The organism is Brachybacterium vulturis (genome assembly GCF_043641765.1).
Classification (GTDB): domain Bacteria; phylum Actinomycetota; class Actinomycetes; order Actinomycetales; family Dermabacteraceae; genus Brachybacterium; species Brachybacterium vulturis_A.
Map to the genome: position 1 here is coordinate 57,788 of NZ_JBHZRO010000010.1, position 19,799 is coordinate 77,586.

Consider the following 19,799-nt stretch of genomic DNA (forward strand, 5'->3'; position numbering starts at 1 on the left):
TGCCGTGCCGTGCAGTCTTTGCCACAATGGCAGCGTGACCGATCCCAGTACAGCCCTGCCCTCGGACCCCCATCGACTCCCCCGCGCCGGGGACCGCGCCCGCGTGGTGATCATCGGCGGCGGCCCGGGAGGGTACGAGGCCGCACTGACCGCCGCGCGTGACGGCGCGGAGACCGTGCTGATCGAGGAGCGCGGCATCGGTGGCGCCGCGGTGCTCACCGACGTGGTGCCCTCCAAGACCCTCATCGCCACCGCCGACGTGCTCGACCTGGTCGGCGGTTCGCAGCAGCTCGGCATCCGCGACGCCGACAACGGCGCCGCCCCCACCGCCCACTCCCTGAACGTCGACCTCGCCGCCGTGAACCTCCGGGTGCGCGAGCTCGCCACGGCCCAGTCCGCGGACATCCGCTCGAGCCTGGTCGCCGCCGGCGTGCAGGTCATCGACGGGACGGGACGCCTGGACGGGCCGGACCGGGTCGAGGTGCTCGACGGGGCCGGCGAGCGGGTGGCGAGCCTCGAGGCCGATGTGATCCTGCTGGCCGTCGGTGCCCGCCCCCGGGAGCTGGACAGCGCCCCCTGTGACGGCGAGCGGATCCTGAACTGGACCCAGCTGTACGAGCTGGACCGCCTGCCCGAGCACCTCATCGTGGTCGGCTCCGGCGTGACCGGCGCCGAGTTCGCCAGCGCCTACCGGGCGCTGGGCAGCGAGGTCACCCTGGTCTCCTCCCGGGAGAAGGTGCTGCCCGGCACCGATGCGGACGCCGCCGACGTGCTCGAGGACGCCTTCGCCCGTCGTGGCGTCACCGTGCGCTCCCGCTCCCGCGCCGCCACCGCGCGCCGCACCGAGCACGGGGTGGTGGTGACTCTCACCACGGGTGAGGAGATCATCGGCAGTCATGTGCTGGTGGCCATCGGGGGGATCCCCTGGACCGCCGATCTCGGGCTTTGGACCGCCGGGGTGAGAGTCGCGGACTCCGGCCACATCGAGACCGACCGCGTCTCCCGCACCTCCGTGCGGGGCATCTACGCCGCGGGGGACTGCAGCGGGGTGCACCCGCTCGCCTCGGTGGCGGCGATGCAGGGACGGATCGCCATGCACCACGCACTGGGCGACGCCGTCTCCCCACTGCTCTCGACCCAGGTCTCCTCCGCGATCTTCACCAGCCCGGAGATCGCCGTGGTCGGCGTCAGCGAGCAGGAGGTCCTCGACGGTGAGGTCTCGGGCGAGGTCCTGGTGCTGGGGCTGGACCGGAACCCGCGCGCGAAGATGCAGGGGATCACCGAGGGCTTCGTGAAGCTCATCGTGGCCCCCGGCTCCCACACCGTGATCGGCGCCGTGGTGGTGGCACCGCGAGCCAGTGAACTGATCCTGCCGTGCACCCTCGCGGTCGCGCACCGGCTCACCGCCGAGCAGCTCGCCGGCACCTTCACCATCTACCCCTCGCTCACCGGCTCCCTGGCCGAGGTGGCGAGGCAGCGGGTGCTCGCGCCGAAGGTCTGAGCCGGCCCGCCAGGTCCCGTACCCCGTGCTCCGCATCCGGGGCTCCCGGCCGGGATCGTCAGATTCCGTACCATCGCAGGCTGCGAAGTGGTTCGGAATCTGACGATCCCGTCGCGCACCTAGTCCTCGATCGAGCAGAGGACGGCGCCGGCGGAGACAGTGGCCCCGAGCTCGGCGCTGATGCCCGTGACGATCCCGGAGCGGTGCGCGGTGATCGGCTGCTCCATCTTCATCGCCTCGAGGACGACCAGCAGATCGCCGTCGGCCACCGACTGGCCCTCCTCGGCGACCACCTTGACGATGGTTCCCTGCATCGGGGCGGAGACGCTGCTGCCGCCGCCGGCGACCTCCCCGGCCGCCCGGTGCTGGCGCTTGCGGCGCTGCCGCACCGCGGCCTGGGGCGCGCGCAGCGAGGCGGGCAGACTGATCTCCACCCGTCGGCCGTCCACCTCGACCACCACGGCCTCACGGTCCTCGGTCTCCTCGGGCTGGCTCGGCAGCGGCGCGGCCGGCAGAGCGTTGTCGAACTCGGACTCGATCCAGGTGGTGTGCACGGAGAAGGCCTGCTCGGGATCCTCCGGCGCGAAAGCCGGGTCCTCGACCACCGTGCGGTGGAAGGGCAGGACCGTCGGGATCCCTTCGATGTGGAACTCGGCCAGAGCCCGGCGGGAGCGCTCGAGGGCCTCGTGGCGGGTGGTGCCGGTGACGATGAGCTTGGCCAGCATCGAGTCGAAGGCGCCGGAGACCTCGTCGCCCGCGCGCACCCCGGAGTCGATGCGCACGCCCGGCCCCGAGGGCACGTCGTAGCGCTGGATCTTCCCGGGAGCGGGCATGAAACCGCGGCCCGGGTCCTCGCCGTTGATGCGGAACTCGAAGGAGTGGCCACGGGAGATCGGGTCCTCGGTGCTGATGGACTCGCCGGCGGCGATGCGCAGCTGCTCGCGCACCAGGTCCACGCCGGCGACCTCCTCCGTCACCGGATGCTCGACCTGGAGACGGGTGTTGACCTCGAGGAAGGAGATGGTGCCGTCCTTGCCGACCAGGAACTCGCAGGTGCCGGCGCCGACGTACCCGGCCTCGCGCATGATCGCCTTCGAGGAGCTGATCAGCTGCGCGTTCTGCTGGGCGGAGAGAAAGGGCGCGGGCGCCTCCTCGACCAGCTTCTGGTGGCGGCGCTGCAGCGAGCAGTCGCGGGTGGAGACCACCTGGACGTTGCCGTGCCGGTCCGCGAGGCACTGGGTCTCGACGTGGCGGGGGGAGTCCAGGAAGCGCTCCACGAAGCACTCGCCGCGGCCGAAGGCGGCGACGGCCTCGCGCACCGCGGAATCGAACAGCTCGCGGACCTCGGACTCCTCACGGGCCACCTTCAGGCCGCGGCCGCCGCCGCCGAAGGCCGCCTTGATGGCGATCGGCAGGCCGTGCTCGCGGGCGAAGTCCACGACCTCGTCGGAGCTCTTGACCGGGTCCTTGGTGCCGGCGACCAGGGGCGCACCGGCCTTCTGGGCGATGTGACGGGCGGAGACCTTGTCGCCGAGCTTCTCGATCGCCGCCGGCGGCGGACCGATCCAGGTCAGTCCCGCATCGATGACGGCCTGGGCGAAGTCCGCGCGTTCGGAGAGGAACCCGTAGCCGGGATGGATCGCGTCGGCCCCCGAGCGGTGGGCGATGTCGAGGATCTTGTCCACCACGAGGTAGGAGCTGGCGGCGGTGGTGCCTCCGAGGGCGTAGGCCTCGTCGGCGATCTGCGTGTGCAGCGCATCGCGGTCCGGGTCGGCGTAGACCGCGACGGAGCGGAGCCCGGCGTCGCGGCAGGCCCGTGCGATCCGCACCGCGATCTCTCCACGGTTGGCGATCAGCACCGTGGACAGGGGGCGGGGCTTGGAGGAGCGAGCGGGCATCGGCGAGGGGTCCTTCCGAGGGGGTCAGCAGAGGTCGAGTGTAGTACCGCGCGGGCTCAGCGGTCAGCAGGGTCCGAGGGGCCGGCGTCGACGGGGTCGGAGGAGGGGTCCTCCCACAGCTCGTGGACACCCAGGCCGATCTCCCCGAGCATCCGTCGCAGCAGGGGCAGGGAGAGGCCCACCACCGCATGGGGGTCGCCCTGGACGTGCTCGATGAAGGGCCCCCCGATCCCGTCGAGCGTGAAGCCCCCGGCGACGCCGAGCGGTTCCCCGGTGGCGACGTAGGCCCCGATCTCCTCGTCGGAGAGGTCGGCGAAGTGCAGCTCGCAGCTCGCCGTCGCGCCGAAGGTGGCGCCCGTGCCGCCGTCCTCCGGGTCCCGGTCGTCGACCAGCCAGTGCCCGGAGTGCAGGATCCCGGCGCGGCCGCGCATCGCCCGCCAGCGCTCGACGGCCCGCTCGGCGGTCAGCGGCTTCCCGATCACCTCGCCGTCCAGCTCGAGCATCGAGTCGCAGCCGAGCACCACGTAGCCGCCGTCGCTGCGGGCGGTCGCCGCGAGCGCCTTCTCCCGGGCGAGCAGCAGCACCTCGTCCGCGGCGGTCAGGGCAGTCTCGGGAGCGCCCGCGCCGACGGCCTCCGTCGCCGTGCGTGCCCGGGCGAGGATAGCCCCCTCGTCGAGGTCGACGGGCAGGGCAGAGTGCTCGATGCGCGCCGCGCGCAGGGTGGCGCGGCGACCCGCCGAGGCGGAGGCGAGCAGCAGCAGCGGATCGTGCCCGCCGGCACCGGCCACACCCTCGACGGGAGCGGGGGAGCTCGTCACAGCGCCTCCTTCACGACGGACAGCGGCAGGCTGCCGAGCTCCAGCGCCCGGCGATGGAAGTCGCGGACGGGGGTTCCGGCGGCCTCGGCATCCTGGCGCAGCTGCTCCCAGACCCGCTGGCCGATCTTGTAGGAGGGGGCCTGGCCCGGCCAGCCCAGGTAGCGGTGCAGCTCGAAGCGCTGCTCGGCCTCGGTCACGCCCCAGTGGGCGCTCATGAAGTCCCAGGCCTTCTCGACGCTCCAGGCGCCGCCGGCGGATCCGGCGAGCCCCTCGGGCATGGGCAGCTCGCAGTGCAGGCCGATGTCCAGCACCACGCGGCCCGCCCGCAGCCGCTGCGCATCGAGCATGCCCAGCCGGTCGCCGTCATCGCCGAGGTAGCCCAGCTGGTCCATCAGCCGCTCGGCGTACAGCGCCCAGCCCTCTCCGTGTCCGGAGACCCAGCACATCATCGCCCGCCACCGGTTCAGGGTGCTGGCCTGCAGGGTCTGCGTGCCCACCTGGAGGTGATGGCCGGGCACCCCTTCGTGGTAGACGGTCGTGGTCTCCGACCAGGTGTGGAACTCCGTGGTGCCGGACGGCACGTCCCACCACATCCGGCCCGGCCGGGTCAGGTCCTCGCTGGGGCCGGTGTAGTAGATGCCGCCGGAGCCGGTGCGGGCGATCCGGCACTCCAGGTGCCGCAGCGGCTCGGGGATGTCGAAGTGGGTGCCGGCGAGGTCCTCGATCGCGCGGTCGCTGAGGTCCTGCATCCAGGCGCGCAGCTCCTCGGTGCCGTGCAGCACTCGGGAGGGATCGGCGTTCAGCGCCTGCTTCGCGGCCTCGACCGAGCCGCCACCGCCGTTGCCGGCGCGCTGGTTGATCCGCGCGGCCACCTCCTCCTGCTCGGCGACCACCGAGCGTAGCTCCTGGATGCCCCAGGCATAGGTCTCGTCGATGTCGATCGTGCTGCCCAGGAAGGTGCGGGAGGCCAGCGCATAGGCGTCCCGGCCCACAGCGTCTCGCTCGGGGGCACGAGGGGCGAGGCGCTCGAGCTGGTCGGCGAGGTCGAGATAGCCCTGGGCCGCGGTGCGGGCGGCCTGCGCGACCCGCTCGCGCTGCGGGCCAGAGCCCACCGCGTCCCGGGCGAAGGCGGTGAAGAAGCCGTCCTCGGCGGCGTAGCCGCGGGCCTGCTCCGCGCCGAGCAGCAGCTGCCGCCGAGCGGAGAGCACGCCATGCTCGGCCGCCTCCTCCAGCGACTCTGCCCAGGTGCCGAGCGAACGCGGCAGCCCGCCCATCCGCTCGGCGATCACCTGCCAGTCCTCGGCGGTGTCGGTGGGCATCTGGTCGAGCGCATCGCGAGACTGCAGCGGCGAGGCGAGGTTGTTCACCGCGGCGATGTCGAGGCGCTGCTCGGCACGCTCGATCTCCAGGCCCAGACGTTCGGTGAGCGCGGCCCGGGTGACGGTGTCCACCGCGTCCTGGTCCGGGACCTCGGCGGCGCGGGCGAGCAGGGTGCGGGCCGCGGCGGTGCGCTCGGCGACCGCGGCGGGGGAGTAGTCGGTCACCTCGGCGTCGTGGCCGCTCACGCCCAGGGCGGTGGCGAGGAACGGATCCAGGCGGGCGCTGAGGTCGACGTACTGGTCGGCCAGGGTGTCCAGGGCGCTGGCGGGACGGGGCACGGAAGCGGCGGCCGACGGTGCAGGAGGGGTCTCGGGCATGCGGGGCAGTCTAGTGCGCGGCAGGCCGTGACCCGTGCGGCCTCGGAACGAGCCGGGGCGGGTCACGGCCTGCCGCCCGGGCGGTGTCCCGCTCAGCGGTCGGAGAACTGCCAGGCGGTGGGCGAGGGGCGGGAGCGCAGGCCGTGGGCGCGCGGATGGCAGTGCACGACGTCGTTCCACGCCCCCGCGCCGGCGCCTCGGCCCTCGGCGAGCAGGCGCTCCTCCGCCTCGAGCCGACTGGTCACGCTCATCGCGGAGACCACCACGGCGATGGCCGCGAGCTCGTCGACGCGCAGGTAGCCCTGCACCAGACGCACGTCGGCGGGGCGCAGGGCCGGTGCGCCCTCGGCGCCGTCGGCGTCCTCCGCGGCGGGGCCGGGGGACGGCTGGGCGCTCACAGCGGGATGTTTCCGTGCTTCTTGGTGGGCAGGGTGTCGCGCTTGGTGCGCAGGGCGCGCAGGGCGCGAGCCACCTCGAGCCGGGTCTCTGCGGGACGGATCACGCCATCGATCCAGCCCCGCTCGGCCGCGGTGTACGGGGTGGCGAACTGCTCCTCGTACTCGGCCTCGTACCGGGCGCGGGCGGCCGCCACGTCGCCGCCCTGCTCGGTGACCTCCTGGAGATCACCGCGGTGGAGGATGTTCACCGCGCCCTGCGAGCCCATCACCGCGATCTGTGCGGTGGGCCAGGCGAGGTTGATGTCCGCCCCCAGCTCCTTGGAGCCCATCACGATGTAGGCGCCGCCGTAGGCCTTGCGGGTGATGACGGTGATCAGCGGGACCGTCGCCTCCGCGTAGGCGTACAGCAGCTTCGCCCCGCGCCGGATGATGCCGCCGTACTCCTGGTCGGTGCCGGGCAGGAAGCCGGGCACGTCCACGAAGGTCAGCACCGGGATGTTGTTGGCGTCGCACAGGCGCACGAAGCGGGCCGCCTTCTCCGAGGCGTCGATGTCCAGGGTGCCGGCCAGGTGCGAGGGCTGGTTGGCGATGATGCCGACGCTGAAGCCCTCGACCCGGCCGAAGCCGACCAGGATGTTCTGCGCGAACAGCGGCTGGACCTCGAGGAACTCCTCGTCATCGAGCGTCGCGCGCAGCACCGAGAGCATGTCGTAGGGCTGATTCGGCGAGTCGGGCACCAGCGTGTCGAGCGCGGTGTCCGAGGCGGTGAGGTCCTCCTCGACCGGCGCCGGGAACGAGGGCGCCGGGCTCAGCGTGTTGGCCGGCAGATAGCTCAGCAGGTCCTTGACGTACTCGATGGCCTCGGCCTCGTCGGGAGCCATGTAGTGGGCGACCCCGGAGCGGGAGGAATGGGTGCGCGCCCCGCCGAGCTCCTCGAAGCCCACGTCCTCGCCGGTGACGGTGCGGATCACGTCCGGGCCGGTGATGAACATGTGCGAGGTCTTCTCGACCATCACGATGATGTCCGTCAGCGCCGGGGAGTACACGGCGCCACCGGCGGCCGGCCCCATGATGAGGGAGATCTGCGGGATCACCCCGGAGGCGCGGGTGTTGCGCTTGAAGATGCCGGCGAACATGGCCAGCGAGGCCACGCCCTCCTGGATGCGAGCGCCGCCGCCGTCGAGGATGCCGATGATCGGCACGCCCGTGCTCAGGGCGAGATCCTGGATCTTCTGGATCTTGCGACCGTGGGCCTCGCCGAGCGAACCGCCGAAGGCGGTGAAGTCCTGCGAGTACACGCAGACCTGACGGCCGTCGACGGTGCCGTAGCCGGTGATGATCCCGTCGCCGTCGGGGCGCTTGCGATCGATGCCGAAATTGCGGGCCTGGTGGCGCACGAAGCGATCGGTCTCCACGAAGGAGCCGTCGTCCAGCAGGTCGGAGATGCGTTCGCGGGCCGTCTTCTTGCCACGGGCGTGCTGCTTCTGCACCGCGATCTCATCAGCGGCGGAGACCGCGGCGGCATCGCGCTCGCGCAGGTCCTCGAGTCGCTGGGCGGTGGTGAGCGGCCGCGGGGCGTCGGTCACGGAGCCTCCTGCTGCGGCCTGCGAGGCCGCCATCTGTTCCGGCGGATGGTCACCGGGATACTACGCTACCCACGTCCGACGGCGACGGCAGGTCCTGCGGCCGAGCGTGCCGCCAGGGACGCGGAGCAGAGCGCTGGGCACGAGACCCGGCAGGGGCCGACGGGACTGGACGAGGGGGAGACATGAGGGAACGGATGGACACCGCGGCGCGAGGGCCGCTCGAGATCCTCCGCATGGACTCGGTCACCTCCACCCAGGACGAGGCCGCGCGCCGTGCCGCCGACGGGCAGCGGACGCCCTTCGCGCTCACCGCCCGGCACCAGAGCGGGGGGAGGGGACGGCTCGGCCGTTCCTTCGCCAGTCCCGACGGCTCGAGCCTCGCCCTCACCGTCGCTCACCGCAGCCGGCTCGCCGCCGACCGTCGCGGATGGTTCTCCCTGGCCGCCGGGGTCGCGGCGCTCACCGCCCTCGACCAGGTGCTGGGGACGGGCGGCGACGGGACTGCCCGGATCGGGCTGAAATGGCCCAATGATCTGCACACCGCGGACGGCCGCAAGCTCGGCGGGATCCTCGTCGAGGGCCGCGGCCCGGACCTCGTCCTGCTGGGCATCGGCATGAACCTGCGCGGGCCGGTCCTGCAGGTCGATGGGCGGGCCGTGCCCGGTGCGGCCTGGCTGCGCGGGGACGGCGGCGTGCGGCCGGGGGTCGACGGGGCCGCGGACGAGGCGCTGCGGGAGCGTCTCGAGTCCGCGCTGGCGGCAGCCCTGGTCCAGGAGCTCTCCCGACTGGAGTCCGCGGAGGGAGACGGGGTCTCGGCGGGCACCCACGCGCGCTACGCTATGACCTGCCTCACAGTGGGGCGTGCGGTGCGGGTCGACCCCCTGGGGGAGGCGGGCACGGGTGGAGCGCATCCGCCCGCTCTGCACGGCATCGCACGGATGATCGACGGGCAGGGTCGACTGGTGGTCGACCTCGCCGGAGGCGGCCGGACGGCCGTGGACATCGGTGATGTGCGGCATCTGCGACCGGACGAACCCGTTCGGTCCACGACACGCGATGCGTCGGCCATCGAGCAGGAGGAGCACGGTACGTGACCGGAGGCATGGAAGACCGGGACAGCACGGAGCCCGCGCGGGGCGCCTCGGCACAGGAGTCGCCGGCGCCGCGAGATGCTGTCCCGGTGGAGACTGCGGAGCTGCCCGATCTCTCGCCGGACGGCGCCGAGGCGGACTCCCTGGACGATCAGGAGATCCTCGACCTCAATCGCCGCTTCGCGGCCGTGCGTCGCAGCGTCGGCGCGCTGGAGAAGATCCTGCTGCAGGGGCCGCGCAAGTACTCCCGCCGCGATCTCGACCGGCAGCAGGGCATCCCGGAGCGACTCACCTCCGTCTACTGGCGGTCCCTCGGCTTCACACCGGTCGACGAGGACACCGTGGTGTTCACCGATGAGGATGCCCATGCGATCGGTGATCTGGCTGCGATCGTCGAGGAGGGCGTGATCAGCGAGCGCGCCTTCGCCAGCATCTCCCGCGGCATGGGCTTCCATATGGGGCGCCTGGCCATGTGGATCACCGAGGCGCTGGTGGATGAGGCGAAGTATGCCGACGGGCTCGACGACGCCCAGGCGCGTCAGCAGATGCTCGACTCCATCCCGGAGCTGCTGGAGACCTTCGAATCGCAGGTGATGTTCACCTTCCGCCGCCAGCTCGCCGCCTATGCCGCCCGCGCCGGCAGCGAGGTGCTGCACCGCGACACCGACGAGCTGTTCCCGCTGCAGCGCGCCATCGGCTTCGCCGACCTGGTCCAGTTCACCCGGATCGCCCAGGACCTGCCCGGCGCCGAGCTGGCCGACATGGTGGGCCGCTTCGAGTCCCTCAGCCGCGATGTCATCTCCGTCGGCGGCGGACGCGTGGTCAAGACGGTCGGTGACGAGATCATGTTCCTGGCCGACACGCCGGAGGACGGCGCCCAGATCGCCATCAGCCTCGCCGAGGCGATCACCGAATCCCCGGACCTCCCACCGATCAGAGTGGGCCTGGCCTGGGGATCGATGTTCTCCCGCTACGGGGACGTCTTCGGGCCGATCGTGAACCTCGCCGCCCGGATGGAGTCGGTCGCCCGGCCCGGCGTGGTCGTGGTCGACGCGGACACCAGCGCCGCGGTCGACCAGGCGCTGCCCGGCGGCTTCTCCTTCTCCGAGGGGGAGCAGGTCGAGCTCCACGGCATCGGGATGATCCATGTCCGGGAGATGCGGCGCGACCGCTCCGCGCCCCTGGACATGGGTCTGTGAGTGCGCCCGGTGACCTCGGAGATGTCCCTGACGTCGCTCGAGCTGTGATGATGGGGCCACGCCCGTCCGGACCTCGGTCCGGGCCAGACCCTGCTGGCATCGTCATAGGATGGACCGCGTGACACGACTGCTTCTCGTCGAGGACGACTCCGCCATCGCTGAACCGCTCTCCCGTGCGCTGGACCGGGAGGGGTACACCGTCACGCGCGCCTCCCGGGGGGTGGACGCGCTGGCGATCGCCGCCGGAGCGGAGTCGATCGACCTGGTCATCCTCGATCTCGGCCTGCCCGACCTGGATGGTCTCGAGGTCGCCCGGAGACTGCGCAAGGGCGGGCTGGAATGCCCGATCCTGATCCTCACCGCCCGGGCCGACGAGGTCGATGCGGTGGTGGGTCTCGATGCCGGTGCCGACGACTACGTCACCAAGCCCTTCCGCCTCGGGGAGCTGCAGGCTCGCATCCGCGCGCTGATGCGGCGCTCCCAGGCGATGGAGGAGTCCGGCGACAGCTTCGATGTCAACGGGGTGAGCCTGGACGTCGCCGCCCGCCGCGCCTACGCCGACGGCGAGGAGCTGAGCCTCTCCGCCAAGGAGTACGACCTGCTCACCGTCCTGGTGCGGGAATCCGGCAGCGTCGTCACCCGTGACGACCTGATGCGCGAGGTGTGGGGCGCGGAGTGGTGGGGCTCCACCAAGACCCTCGACATGCACGTCTCCTGGCTGCGCCGCAAGCTCGGCGACGACGCCACCGATCCGCGCCGGATCACCACGGTGAGGGGTGTGGGCTTCCGCTTCGAGACCGGCGCGGAGAGCTGACCCGTGCGGCAGCGCGTGCTGCAGGCCACCATCATCACCGTGCTGCTGGCGGTGCTCATGCTCGGCATCCCGCTGGGCTACTCCTGGCTCCAGCTGAACCGGCAGACGCTCAGCAACCAGGCGAACATGATCCTCGACCAGGTGCGGGTCGACACGGAGACCCGGCTCCAGGAGGGCGGCGAGATCGATGAGGCGCTGCTGCAGCGCCACGTGGACGCGCAGACGGATCTGAACGTCTCGGTCTCGGTCAGCTACGACGGCACCGAGTACACGGCCGGTGAGCCGCCCGGGGAGGGCGGCGTGACGACCAACACCAACGGGGCCTTCGGGCAGTCCGTCTCGGTGCACATCCCGGAGTCCGACGTGCGGGCCCACACCGCCAGCGCCTGGGTGCTGATCATCGTCGCCGGGCTGGCGGCGCTGTCGATCGGTGTCTCGGTGGCGCTGTGGCAGGCGCAGCGCATCTCGATGCCCCTGGCTCGGCTCAGCCGGCGCGCCGAGGAGATGGGATCAGGTCGCTCGCGCGGCCTCTGGCACGCCTCGGGCATCGCCGAGATCGACGACGTGGCCGAGGAGCTCGCCCGTTCCGGCGCGATGCTCAACGAGCGCCTCGAGGCGGAGAGCCGCCTCGCCTCCGATGCCTCCCATCAGCTGCGCACCCCGCTGACCGCCCTGTCGATGCGGCTGGACGAGATCCTGGCCGTCAGCTCCGAGGAATGGGTGCGTGAGGAGGCCCGCATCTCCCTCGAACAGATCGACCGCCTCACCGAGGTGGTCCACGATCTCATCAACGCCCCCCGTTCCTCCCAGCGCCGTACTCCAGGGGTGGTGGAGCTGCGCAGCGTGCTGACCCAGCAGAGCGAGGAGTGGTCCCCGGCCTATCGTCGGGCCGGCCGCGAGCTGCGGGTGCAGGTGCCGCGCTCCGCCGCGGTCTGGGGCTCGACCGGACCGCTCACCCAGGTCGTCGCCACCCTCATCGAGAACGCCCTCGCCCATGGCGGCGGACGGACCACGGTCAAGGTGCGCCGCAACGACCACTCGACCGTCGTCGAGGTCTCCGACGAGGGCGCCGGGATCGATGCGGAGCTCGGAGCCCAGATCTTCGAGCGGTCCGTCTCCGGGCGCAGCTCGAGCGGCACCGGCGTCGGCCTGGCGCTGGCCCGCACCCTGGTCGAGGACGACGGCGGCCGGCTCGAGCTGCTCATCGAGCAGCCGGCGACCTTCGGTGTGTTCCTGATCTCCGCCCCCGGCGACGAGAGCGGCCCGGGCGACGACGAGGACCTCAGGTCCGGGCGGCCGCACCGGGGCGGGCGCGAGACCCGGCCCGGGCGAGGCGGCCGGGCTCCCCGCGCCGGGCGCGCAGACATGTCCCCGAGCGGCGTCGCCGGCGCTCGCTCCGGCGGGGACGACCTCGACTCCCTGCCCCAGGGGTCCGTGGTGCGGCGCCGCCCGCGCTCGCGCGGCTGACCTCGTACACTGGCCGCCGTGCCCGAGATCCCGCCCCGCCCCGCCCCGTCCGCCGCCTCCGACGTCGCTGCCGGCGCCCGCAGCGCCCGCAGCATCGGCATCATCGGAGCCGGGCAGCTGGCGCGCATGATGCTCGGCCCCGCCATCGAGCTGGGTCTGACCACGCCCGTCCTGGCCACCGATCCGTCCGAATCCGCCGCGGACGTCGCCGCTCGCGTGCGCCGGGGCCGCCACGACGACGAGCAGGCCGTGCGCGCCCTCGCCGCCGAGGTCGAGGTGATCACCTTCGACCACGAGCACGTGCCCACCGCGATCCTCGAGCGTCTCGAGCAGGAGGGCGCCACGGCGGTGCACCCCGGGCCCGCGGCGCTCGTCCACGCCCAGGACAAGCTGGTCATGCGCGAACGGCTCACTGCGCTCGGCCACCCCTGCCCGCGCTGGTGGCGGATCGGCACCGCCGACGACGTCGCTGCGGCACTCACCGAGACGGACGGACGCCTCGTGATCAAGACCCCGCGCGGCGGCTACGACGCGCACGGAGTGCGGATCGTGGACGGCGCCGATCAGGCGGACGACTGGCTCGCCCAGCACGGAGAGCTGCTGGCGGAGGAGCTGGTGCCCTTCACCCGGGAGCTCTCCGCCCAGGTCGCGCGCCGGCCCGGGGGAGAGGCCGTCGCCTACCCGGTGGTGCAGTCCGTGCAGAAGGACGGGGTCTGCTATGAGGTGGTCGCCCCTGCCCCCGGTCTCGATGCCTCCGCCCAGCAGCGGATCCAGGGCCTCGCCCGCGCGATCGCCGAGGACCTGGGAGTCACCGGGATGCTCGCCGTGGAGCTGTTCGAGACGGCCGACGGCGAGGTGCTCGTCAACGAGCTCGCCATGCGCCCCCACAACACCGGCCACTGGTCCATGGACGGCGCCGTGACCGGCCAGTTCGAACAGCACCTGCGCGCCGTCGCCGATCTGCCGCTGGGATCGACCACCCCGCTCGCCCCGGTCTCGGTGATGGTGAACCTCCTCGGCGGCACCGCCGAGGACCTCGCCCCCGGCGCCGGCGCCGCGCTCGCCGCCGATCCGGAGCTGAAGCTCCACCTCTACGGCAAGTCCGTGCGGCCCGGGCGGAAGATCGGCCACGTCACCCTGCTCGGTGACGATGCCGAGGACTTGCTCGCCCGCGCCCATCGCGCCGAGCGGCTGCTCATCGACGGGCCCGGAGCGCCCGCCGGCCCCTGACCGGTCGCCCTCCCGCATCGCTGGCGACCCCACGATCCCCGCGCGACCTCACGATCGCGGACCCGACGACGAAGGACATCATGACGCAGCACTCCGGCACCGACACCACCCCCATCCCGCGGGTGGGCATCGTGATGGGCTCGGACTCCGACCACCCGGTGATGAAGGCCGCCGAGGAGGCGCTCGCCGAGTTCGGGATCGCCTGCACAGTCGAGGTGGTCTCCGCCCACCGGATGCCCGAGGACATGATCACCTGGGGCCGCGGCGCCGCCGAGCGCGGGCTGCGGGTGGTGATCGCCGGAGCCGGCGGCGCCGCCCACCTGCCGGGCATGCTCGCCTCTCTCACCCCGTTGCCGGTGATCGGGGTGCCGGTGCCGCTGAAGCACCTCGACGGCATGGACTCCCTGCTCTCGATCGTGCAGATGCCCGCCGGAGTGCCGGTGGCGACCGTCTCCATCGGCGGTGCCCGCAACGCCGGCCTGCTCGCCGCCCGGATCCTCGCCGCCGGCGGGGACGCCGAGGCCGAGCACCTGCGCGCCCGGATGGTCGCCTTCCAGGCGGAGCTGCGTGAGGTCGCGCTGGCCAAGGGGGAGGCGCTGCGCAGCGAGCGATCGTGACGAGCGCAGCCGCCGGTCTTCGCATGTCGACCGGACGACTCGAGTGGGTCGACCTCGCGCGGGGGGTCACGATCGTCCTGGTCGTGCTGTACCACGTCGCAGTCGGCGCAGGCCATGCCCTGCTCCCGGCCGAGCACTCCGAGGCAGGAGCCCGCTGGGCCGCAGCGAGCAGATTCCTGCAGCCGCTGAGAATGCCCCTGTTCTTCCTCCTCGCGGGGATGTTCGCCCATTCCGCCGCCCGTCGTGAGTGGTCGAAGGTCTGGCGTTCCCGCATCGCCGACCTCTGGTGGCCGTACCTGCTGTGGTCCGCCGTGTTCGCGGTGACCGCCTGGCCCCGATACTCACCCGAGGACCCGGTGGGCTACATGGCGTCCCAGGGCATGGCGACCCTGACCGGCGCTGGGCCGTACTGGTTCATCCTGATGCTCCCGCTGTACTTCCTGCTGGTCCGGGCGGGACGAGATCACCCTCGCGCGCTGCTCGGCATCGTGGCTCTGCTGTACATCGGCGCAGGGCCGCTGCGAGCGCTGATCCTGGACGCGACGTGGTTGCCGGCGCTCCCTGCGAGCGGGGCGTACAGGTTCGCCTACTATGCGATCTGGTACGTCACCGGATGGGCTCTGCGGAAGCACATCTTCCGCTACACCGATCGCGCTCCCGCGATGATGATCGCGGTCGGTGCTGCCGGATTCGTCGGGATGAGCGTTCTCCTCCCGAGCTGGGAGGGATACCCACTGGTGTCCCGACTGATGGTCCTCGCCGCCGGGATCCTGGGCCTGTCCTCCGTGTTCCCGCTGCTCCGACGACTCGCGCTCTGGCCACCGGCGGCGATACTGGGCGCAGTCGTGGGGAGCAGGACGCTCCCGATCTACCTCATTCATCCGTTGTTCATCAACGTCGTGGTGATGGCTCTGCCGGCCTCCTGGCTCGGCCGGCACCTGCAGGGAACGGCAGTGGCTGACGTGATGCTGGTGCCGGTCATCACGGTGCTCGGCACCGCGGCGGGAGTCCTGTTCGCGCTGCTGATCGATCGCGTCGGCCCGTACTGGGCGCTCGCCGCCCCACGTCTGGATCCTCTGCCGCCACGCATCGCGGATCGAGCCGGGCGCGGGTCCCGATGACGGTGGGCACCGCGCGGTAGTGTCGTCTCCATGAAGAATGCTTCCCAGCGTGGAGACGTACGCATCGTGGACTCCGCGGAGGTCTCGGATGCGGCGAGGGTCGGGCGCGGATCAATGGTGTGGCACCTGGCGCAGGTGCGCGAGGACGCCGTGCTCGGCGCGAACTGCATCATCGGTCGCGGTGCCTACATCGGCTCCGGCGTGGTGCTGGGGGACGGCTGCAAGATCCAGAACTTCGCCCTGGTGTACGAGCCGGCGACGCTGGCCGACGGCGTCTTCGTCGGCCCCGCCGCCGTGTTCACCAACGACCACTTCCCGCGCGCGGTGAACCCCGATCTCACCCCCAAGTCCGCCTCCGACTGGGAGCCCGTCGGCGTGACCTGCGAGACCGGTGCTTCGATCGGGGCCCGCGCCGTGTGCGTGGCACCGGTGACCATCGGGGCCTGGGCGATGGTCGCCGCCGGCGCCACCGTGGTCAAGGACGTCCCGCCCCACGCCCTGGTGGCCGGGGTCCCGGCGCGCCGTCTGGGATGGGTCGGACGCTCCGGAGAGAAGCTGGTGCCCACCTCCGACGGGACCGACGCCTGGGTGTGCCCCGCCACCGGGGAGTGGTACATCCCCGACGACTCCACCGGCGGGCTGCTCCTCGCCTCCTCGCCCCTGGCCGACGCACCGCGCCCGGCCGAACTCCCTGATGACGACTCCGATGACGAACAGGACGGTCCTGCCGAATGAACACCGAACTCACGATGATCCCGCCGGCGAAGCCGCTTATCGGGCAGGAGGAGCGGGACGCGGTGGATCGCGTGCTGGCTTCGGGCATGGTCGCGCAGGGGCCGGAGGTGGCGGCGTTCGAGCAGGAGTTCTCGAGCGCGCTGGCGGGGGGCCGGGAGGTGGTGGCGGTGAACTCGGGCACCTCGGGGCAGCATCTGGGGATGCTGGCGCTGAGCCTGGGGCCGGGTGATGAGGTGATCGTGCCCTCGTTCACCTTCGCGGCGACTGCGAACACGGTGGCGGTCTGCGGGGCGACACCGGTGTTCGTGGACGTGGATCCGGAGACGTTCACGATCGATCCGGCGGCGGTCGAGGCCGCGATCACGCAGCGGACGGTGGGGATCCAGCCGGTGCATCTGTACGGGCATCCGGCGCCGATGGATCAGCTGCTGGCGATCGCGGAGCGGCATGGTCTGTGGGTGTTCGAGGATGCGGCGCAGGCGCATGGGGCGACCTGGCAGGGCGCGCAGGTGGGGACCTTCGGGCAGGGCGGGATGTTCTCGCTCTATCCGACGAAGAACATGACCTCGGGCGAGGGTGGGATGGTCTCCTGCGCGAGCCCGGAGATCGCGCGTCAGGTGCGGTTGCTGCGGAACCAGGGGATGGAGACGCAGTACGCGAACGAGGTCGCGGGCTTCAACAACCGGATGACGGACATCCATGCGGCGATCGGCCGTATCCAGCTGGGCAAGCTCCCGGGGTGGACGGCGACGCGGCAGGCGAACGCACAGTTCTTCGATGCGAACCTGGCCGGGGTGGTGACGCCGGTGGTGCGTGAGGGTGCCACGCACGTCTACCACCAGTACACGATCCGGATCGAGGGCGCCTCGGCGGCGGAGCGGGACGGTTTCGCGGACGCGCTGAGGGCAGAGCATCAGGTGGGGTGCGGGGTGTATTACCCGACCCCGGTGCACCGGCTGGAGACGTTCCGGACCGAGGTGGATCTGCCGGTGACGGAGATGCTGGCTCGCGAGGTGCTGTCGCTGCCGGTGCATCCGAGCATCTCGGACATGGATCGGGAACGGATCGTGGCGGCTGTGAACACGGTGGCGAAGGCGGGGGCATGAGCATGACGGACACGAAGACGCTGCGGGCCGGGCTGATCGGTCTGGGGATGATGGGGCGTCATCACGCCCGCAACCTCCAGTCCCTGGAGGGGGTGGAGCTGGTCGCGGCCGCGGATGCCCATGGGGATCCGCACGGCGCGGCGGCGGGGCTCGAGGTGCTGCCGGATGTGGAGGCGCTGATCGCGACCGGTATCGACTATGCGGTGGTGGCGGTGCCCACCCAGTTCCATCGGGATGTGGCGATCACGCTGGCGGAGGCCGGGGTACACACCCTGGTGGAGAAGCCGCTGGCCTTCGATATCGGCGAGGCCGAGGAGATCACCGTCGCCTTCGAGAGGGCCGGCCTGGTCGGGGCGGTCGGCTACATCGAGCGGTACAACCCGGCGCTGCAGGAGATGCGCAGGCGCATCGCGGACGGTCAGCTGGGGGAGATCTATCAGATCGTCACCCGGCGCCAGGGCGGGTTCCCGGCCCGGATCGCGGATGTCGGGGTGGTCAAGGACCTCGCCACGCATGATCTGGACCTCACCGCCTGGGTGGCGCAGTCCCCGTACGCGAGCGTGGCGGCGACCTCCACCCGGCGTTCCGGCCGCAGGGACGAGGACATGGTCTCCATCGCGGGCACGCTCGAGGACGAGACGATCACCAACCACCTGGTGAACTGGCTGACTCCCTTCAAGGAGCGGATCACCGTGGTGACGGGGGAGAAGGGCGCCCTGGTGGCCGACACCCTCAACGCCGATCTCACGTTCTTCGCCAACGCCGATGCGGAGATCAACCTGTGGGAGTCGATGGCCTCGTTCCGCGGGGTCAGCGAGGGCGATTCGATCCGCTATGCGCTGCAGCGTCAGGAGCCGCTGGCGACCGAGCACCAGGCCTTCCGCGACGCGATCCACGGTGACGCCTCCAACATCGTCACCATGCGAGAGGGGCTGCACACCGTCCGCACCGTCGAGGCCGTGCTCGAGAGCGCACGCGAGGGGCGCGTGGTCCGGCCGGACGGACCCGCCGACGGTGCGTGACCGGGCCCGTCGGCTCGTCGAGCGGGTGATCCGTGTCGGTTCGCGGCTCGCCCGCCGTCTGCCGGGCGGCATCGGAGGCAGGGGCACCTACTTCTCGGCGCAGCAGCGGCTGGCGGCCGACCCGCACCGTGCCGACTGGCCCCGGGACGTGGAGACGCTGCTCGCCCTCGCCGACCGTGACCTCGCCCGAGGCCGGACCGAGGCGTGTCTGCGCTGGTACGACAAGGCGCTGCGCATCAGCTTCGATCCCTCGTTGCACCAGGCCGGTGGCTCTCCGCTGGCGGCCGACCCGGAGACGTTCCTGGAACCGTTGCGGAGCTCGGAGACAGGGACCCTCCTGCTGGGGACCCCCGTCCCGGCGGCGAGTGTGCCCGCGCGCCCGGCCCCGCGGAAGCGTGGCGGGGAGCGGACCCGCCTGCTGGTGATCGCCCAGGAGAACTGGACCTTCATTCGTCCCGTCCTCGACGCCCTGCGCGGAACGGGCCGCTTCGAGGTGCGCGAGATCGAGGTCGACGACCTCGCCGGGCCGGGGTTCCCGGAGCGGGAGCGGATCCTCCGCGGCCGCTACGACCTGGTGGTGTCCGGGCGACGGATGCCCACGCCGCCGGAGGTGGCCGAAGCCTACGACTGGGCGGACGTGGCACTGGTGGAGTGGAGCCATCATGTCCTGACCTGGGTGACCCTGCTGGACCGCGCGCCGCGGACGCTGATGGCACGCCTGCATCGCTTCGAAGCCTTCACACCATTCCCCCTGCTGCACGACCATGCGCGTATCGACCGGATGCTGTATGTCTCCCCGCCGGTGTGGAATCTGCTCCGGAGTGCCGTCCCCGCCTACGCCGACGTCGAGGGGGTCCAGGTGGGCAACCTGCTCGCGCGCGGGCTCGGCCCGACGCCCGGACCGGATCGGGATCGTCACCTGCTCGTGCAGGTCGGGTGGCACCGTGAGGTCAAGGACGTGCTGTTCTCTCTCGAGGTCCTCGCGCGCCTGCGGACGCATGATCCCCGGTACCGTCTGCGCCTGATCGGTCCGGGGCTGCCTACCGCCTCCTCGGCCGACAGCACCTATCGCCGACGAGTCCGTCGCAGGTTGGAGGAGCTGGGCCCCGAGGCGGTCGAGCAGCTCGGCCGCCGCGACGACGTGCCCGCCCTGCTCGCTGGATCCGGGGTGATCCTCTCGTCCTCGCGCCACGAGGGGACCCACGAGTCCGTGATGGAGGGCCTGGCCGCGGGATGCCCGGCCGTCATCCGGGACTGGCCCGACGCGGCGAACTACGGAGGTCCCGGCACGCTCTACGACAGCGGCTGGGTGGTGGCAGATGTCCAGGCGGCCGTGCAGCGCGTGCTGGAGCTGTCCACCCCCGAGCGCTATGTCGAGGAGAGCCACCGGGCGCGGCGATTCGCGCTCGCACAGCGCGACCCCGAGATCCTGGTCGCTGCCTATGAGCGGGCGTTGACCGAGGATCCTGCCGCCGCATGAGCGCTCCGGTCCGCTCCGT

General features: G+C 72.0%; 17 protein-coding genes. 12 read left to right on the forward strand and 5 right to left on the reverse strand.

Annotation, left to right across the window (positions count from 1 at the left end; genetic code table 11):
• Positions 1-34: 34 nt before the first annotated feature.
• Complete coding sequence (locus ACHUEU_RS09510) at positions 35-1,501, forward strand: NAD(P)H-quinone dehydrogenase (protein WP_394215715.1); 1,467 nt, start codon at positions 35-37, stop codon at positions 1,499-1,501.
• Between the two features lie 119 nt (positions 1,502-1,620).
• Here ACHUEU_RS09510 and ACHUEU_RS09515 read toward each other — a convergent pair whose 3' ends face one another.
• From ACHUEU_RS09515 to ACHUEU_RS09535, 5 genes are all read right to left on the reverse strand, one after another.
• A complete protein-coding gene (locus ACHUEU_RS09515) occupies positions 1,621-3,399 on the reverse strand; it encodes an acetyl/propionyl/methylcrotonyl-CoA carboxylase subunit alpha (protein WP_394215717.1) in 1,779 nt (592 codons plus the stop codon).
• A gap of 56 nt (positions 3,400-3,455) precedes the next feature.
• Positions 3,456-4,217: a Maf family protein gene (locus ACHUEU_RS09520; protein ID WP_394215719.1), complete on the reverse strand. Its 762-nt coding sequence runs from the start codon at positions 4,215-4,217 to the stop codon at positions 3,456-3,458.
• Positions 4,214-5,914, reverse strand: coding sequence for a DUF885 domain-containing protein (locus ACHUEU_RS09525; RefSeq protein ID WP_394215721.1), 1,701 nt, complete (start codon positions 5,912-5,914; stop codon positions 4,214-4,216). Before ACHUEU_RS09525 ends, ACHUEU_RS09520 begins: the two co-directional genes overlap by 4 nt.
• Positions 5,915-6,006: 92 nt before the next feature.
• The gene (locus ACHUEU_RS09530) at positions 6,007-6,312 is read right to left on the reverse strand and encodes a hypothetical protein (protein ID WP_394215723.1); all 306 of its coding nucleotides are present in this window, start codon (positions 6,310-6,312) and stop codon (positions 6,007-6,009) included.
• Positions 6,309-7,898 (reverse strand): acyl-CoA carboxylase subunit beta, encoded by a 1,590-nt coding sequence (locus ACHUEU_RS09535; protein WP_394215725.1) that lies wholly within the window; start codon positions 7,896-7,898, stop codon positions 6,309-6,311. The genes ACHUEU_RS09530 and ACHUEU_RS09535 overlap by 4 nt, the downstream gene beginning before the upstream one ends.
• Positions 7,899-8,080: 182 nt before the next feature.
• Between ACHUEU_RS09535 and ACHUEU_RS09540 the strand changes: the two genes are divergently transcribed.
• From ACHUEU_RS09540 to ACHUEU_RS09590, 11 genes are all read left to right on the forward strand, one after another.
• Positions 8,081-8,992 (forward strand): biotin--[acetyl-CoA-carboxylase] ligase, encoded by a 912-nt coding sequence (locus tag ACHUEU_RS09540; RefSeq protein ID WP_394215727.1) that lies wholly within the window; start codon positions 8,081-8,083, stop codon positions 8,990-8,992.
• Positions 8,993-9,078: 86 nt separating this feature from the next.
• Positions 9,079-10,188 carry an adenylate/guanylate cyclase domain-containing protein gene (locus tag ACHUEU_RS09545; RefSeq protein WP_394215729.1) on the forward strand — a complete coding sequence of 370 codons (1,110 nt, stop codon included), beginning with the start codon at positions 9,079-9,081 and terminating at the stop codon, positions 10,186-10,188.
• Positions 10,189-10,306: 118 nt separating this feature from the next.
• Positions 10,307-11,002, forward strand: a complete 696-nt coding sequence (locus ACHUEU_RS09550) for a response regulator transcription factor (RefSeq protein WP_394215731.1) — start codon at positions 10,307-10,309, stop codon at positions 11,000-11,002.
• A gap of 3 nt (positions 11,003-11,005) precedes the next feature.
• On the forward strand, positions 11,006-12,469 hold the full coding sequence (locus ACHUEU_RS09555) for an ATP-binding protein (RefSeq protein ID WP_394215733.1): 1,464 nt from the start codon (positions 11,006-11,008) through the stop codon (positions 12,467-12,469).
• A gap of 18 nt (positions 12,470-12,487) precedes the next feature.
• On the forward strand, positions 12,488-13,699 hold the full coding sequence (locus ACHUEU_RS09560) for a 5-(carboxyamino)imidazole ribonucleotide synthase (RefSeq protein ID WP_394215735.1): 1,212 nt from the start codon (positions 12,488-12,490) through the stop codon (positions 13,697-13,699).
• 80 nt (positions 13,700-13,779) lie between these two features.
• A complete protein-coding gene (gene purE / locus ACHUEU_RS09565) occupies positions 13,780-14,316 on the forward strand; it encodes a 5-(carboxyamino)imidazole ribonucleotide mutase (RefSeq protein ID WP_394215737.1) in 537 nt (178 codons plus the stop codon).
• A 23-nt stretch (positions 14,317-14,339) separates the two neighbouring features.
• Positions 14,340-15,437 (forward strand): acyltransferase family protein, encoded by a 1,098-nt coding sequence (locus ACHUEU_RS09570; RefSeq protein WP_394215739.1) that lies wholly within the window; start codon positions 14,340-14,342, stop codon positions 15,435-15,437.
• Positions 15,438-15,467: 30 nt separating this feature from the next.
• On the forward strand, positions 15,468-16,172 hold the full coding sequence (locus ACHUEU_RS09575; protein ID WP_394215741.1) for an acyltransferase: 705 nt from the start codon (positions 15,468-15,470) through the stop codon (positions 16,170-16,172).
• The gene (locus ACHUEU_RS09580; RefSeq protein ID WP_394215743.1) at positions 16,169-17,278 is read left to right on the forward strand and encodes a DegT/DnrJ/EryC1/StrS family aminotransferase; all 1,110 of its coding nucleotides are present in this window, start codon (positions 16,169-16,171) and stop codon (positions 17,276-17,278) included. Before ACHUEU_RS09575 ends, ACHUEU_RS09580 begins: the two co-directional genes overlap by 4 nt.
• Positions 17,275-18,300: a Gfo/Idh/MocA family protein gene (locus tag ACHUEU_RS09585; RefSeq protein ID WP_394215745.1), complete on the forward strand. Its 1,026-nt coding sequence runs from the start codon at positions 17,275-17,277 to the stop codon at positions 18,298-18,300. The genes ACHUEU_RS09580 and ACHUEU_RS09585 overlap by 4 nt, the downstream gene beginning before the upstream one ends.
• On the forward strand, positions 18,293-19,780 hold the full coding sequence (locus tag ACHUEU_RS09590) for a glycosyltransferase (protein ID WP_394215747.1): 1,488 nt from the start codon (positions 18,293-18,295) through the stop codon (positions 19,778-19,780). Before ACHUEU_RS09585 ends, ACHUEU_RS09590 begins: the two co-directional genes overlap by 8 nt.
• Positions 19,781-19,799 lie beyond the last annotated feature (19 nt).

What these genes read in the sequence shown, in the direction of transcription:
- ACHUEU_RS09515 (WP_394215717.1), bottom strand. Translation starts at nt 3,399, where the DNA reads ATGCCCGCTCGCTCCTCCAAGCCCCGCCCCCTGTCCACGGTGCTGATC.
- ACHUEU_RS09525 (WP_394215721.1), bottom strand. Translation starts at nt 5,914, where the DNA reads ATGCCCGAGACCCCTCCTGCACCGTCGGCCGCCGCTTCCGTGCCCCGT.
- ACHUEU_RS09540 (WP_394215727.1), top strand. Translation starts at nt 8,081, where the DNA reads ATGAGGGAACGGATGGACACCGCGGCGCGAGGGCCGCTCGAGATCCTC.
- purE (WP_394215737.1), top strand. Translation starts at nt 13,780, where the DNA reads ATGACGCAGCACTCCGGCACCGACACCACCCCCATCCCGCGGGTGGGC.
- ACHUEU_RS09570 (WP_394215739.1), top strand. Translation starts at nt 14,340, where the DNA reads ATGTCGACCGGACGACTCGAGTGGGTCGACCTCGCGCGGGGGGTCACG.
- ACHUEU_RS09575 (WP_394215741.1), top strand. Translation starts at nt 15,468, where the DNA reads ATGAAGAATGCTTCCCAGCGTGGAGACGTACGCATCGTGGACTCCGCG.
- ACHUEU_RS09580 (WP_394215743.1), top strand. Translation starts at nt 16,169, where the DNA reads ATGAACACCGAACTCACGATGATCCCGCCGGCGAAGCCGCTTATCGGG.
- ACHUEU_RS09585 (WP_394215745.1), top strand. Translation starts at nt 17,275, where the DNA reads ATGAGCATGACGGACACGAAGACGCTGCGGGCCGGGCTGATCGGTCTG.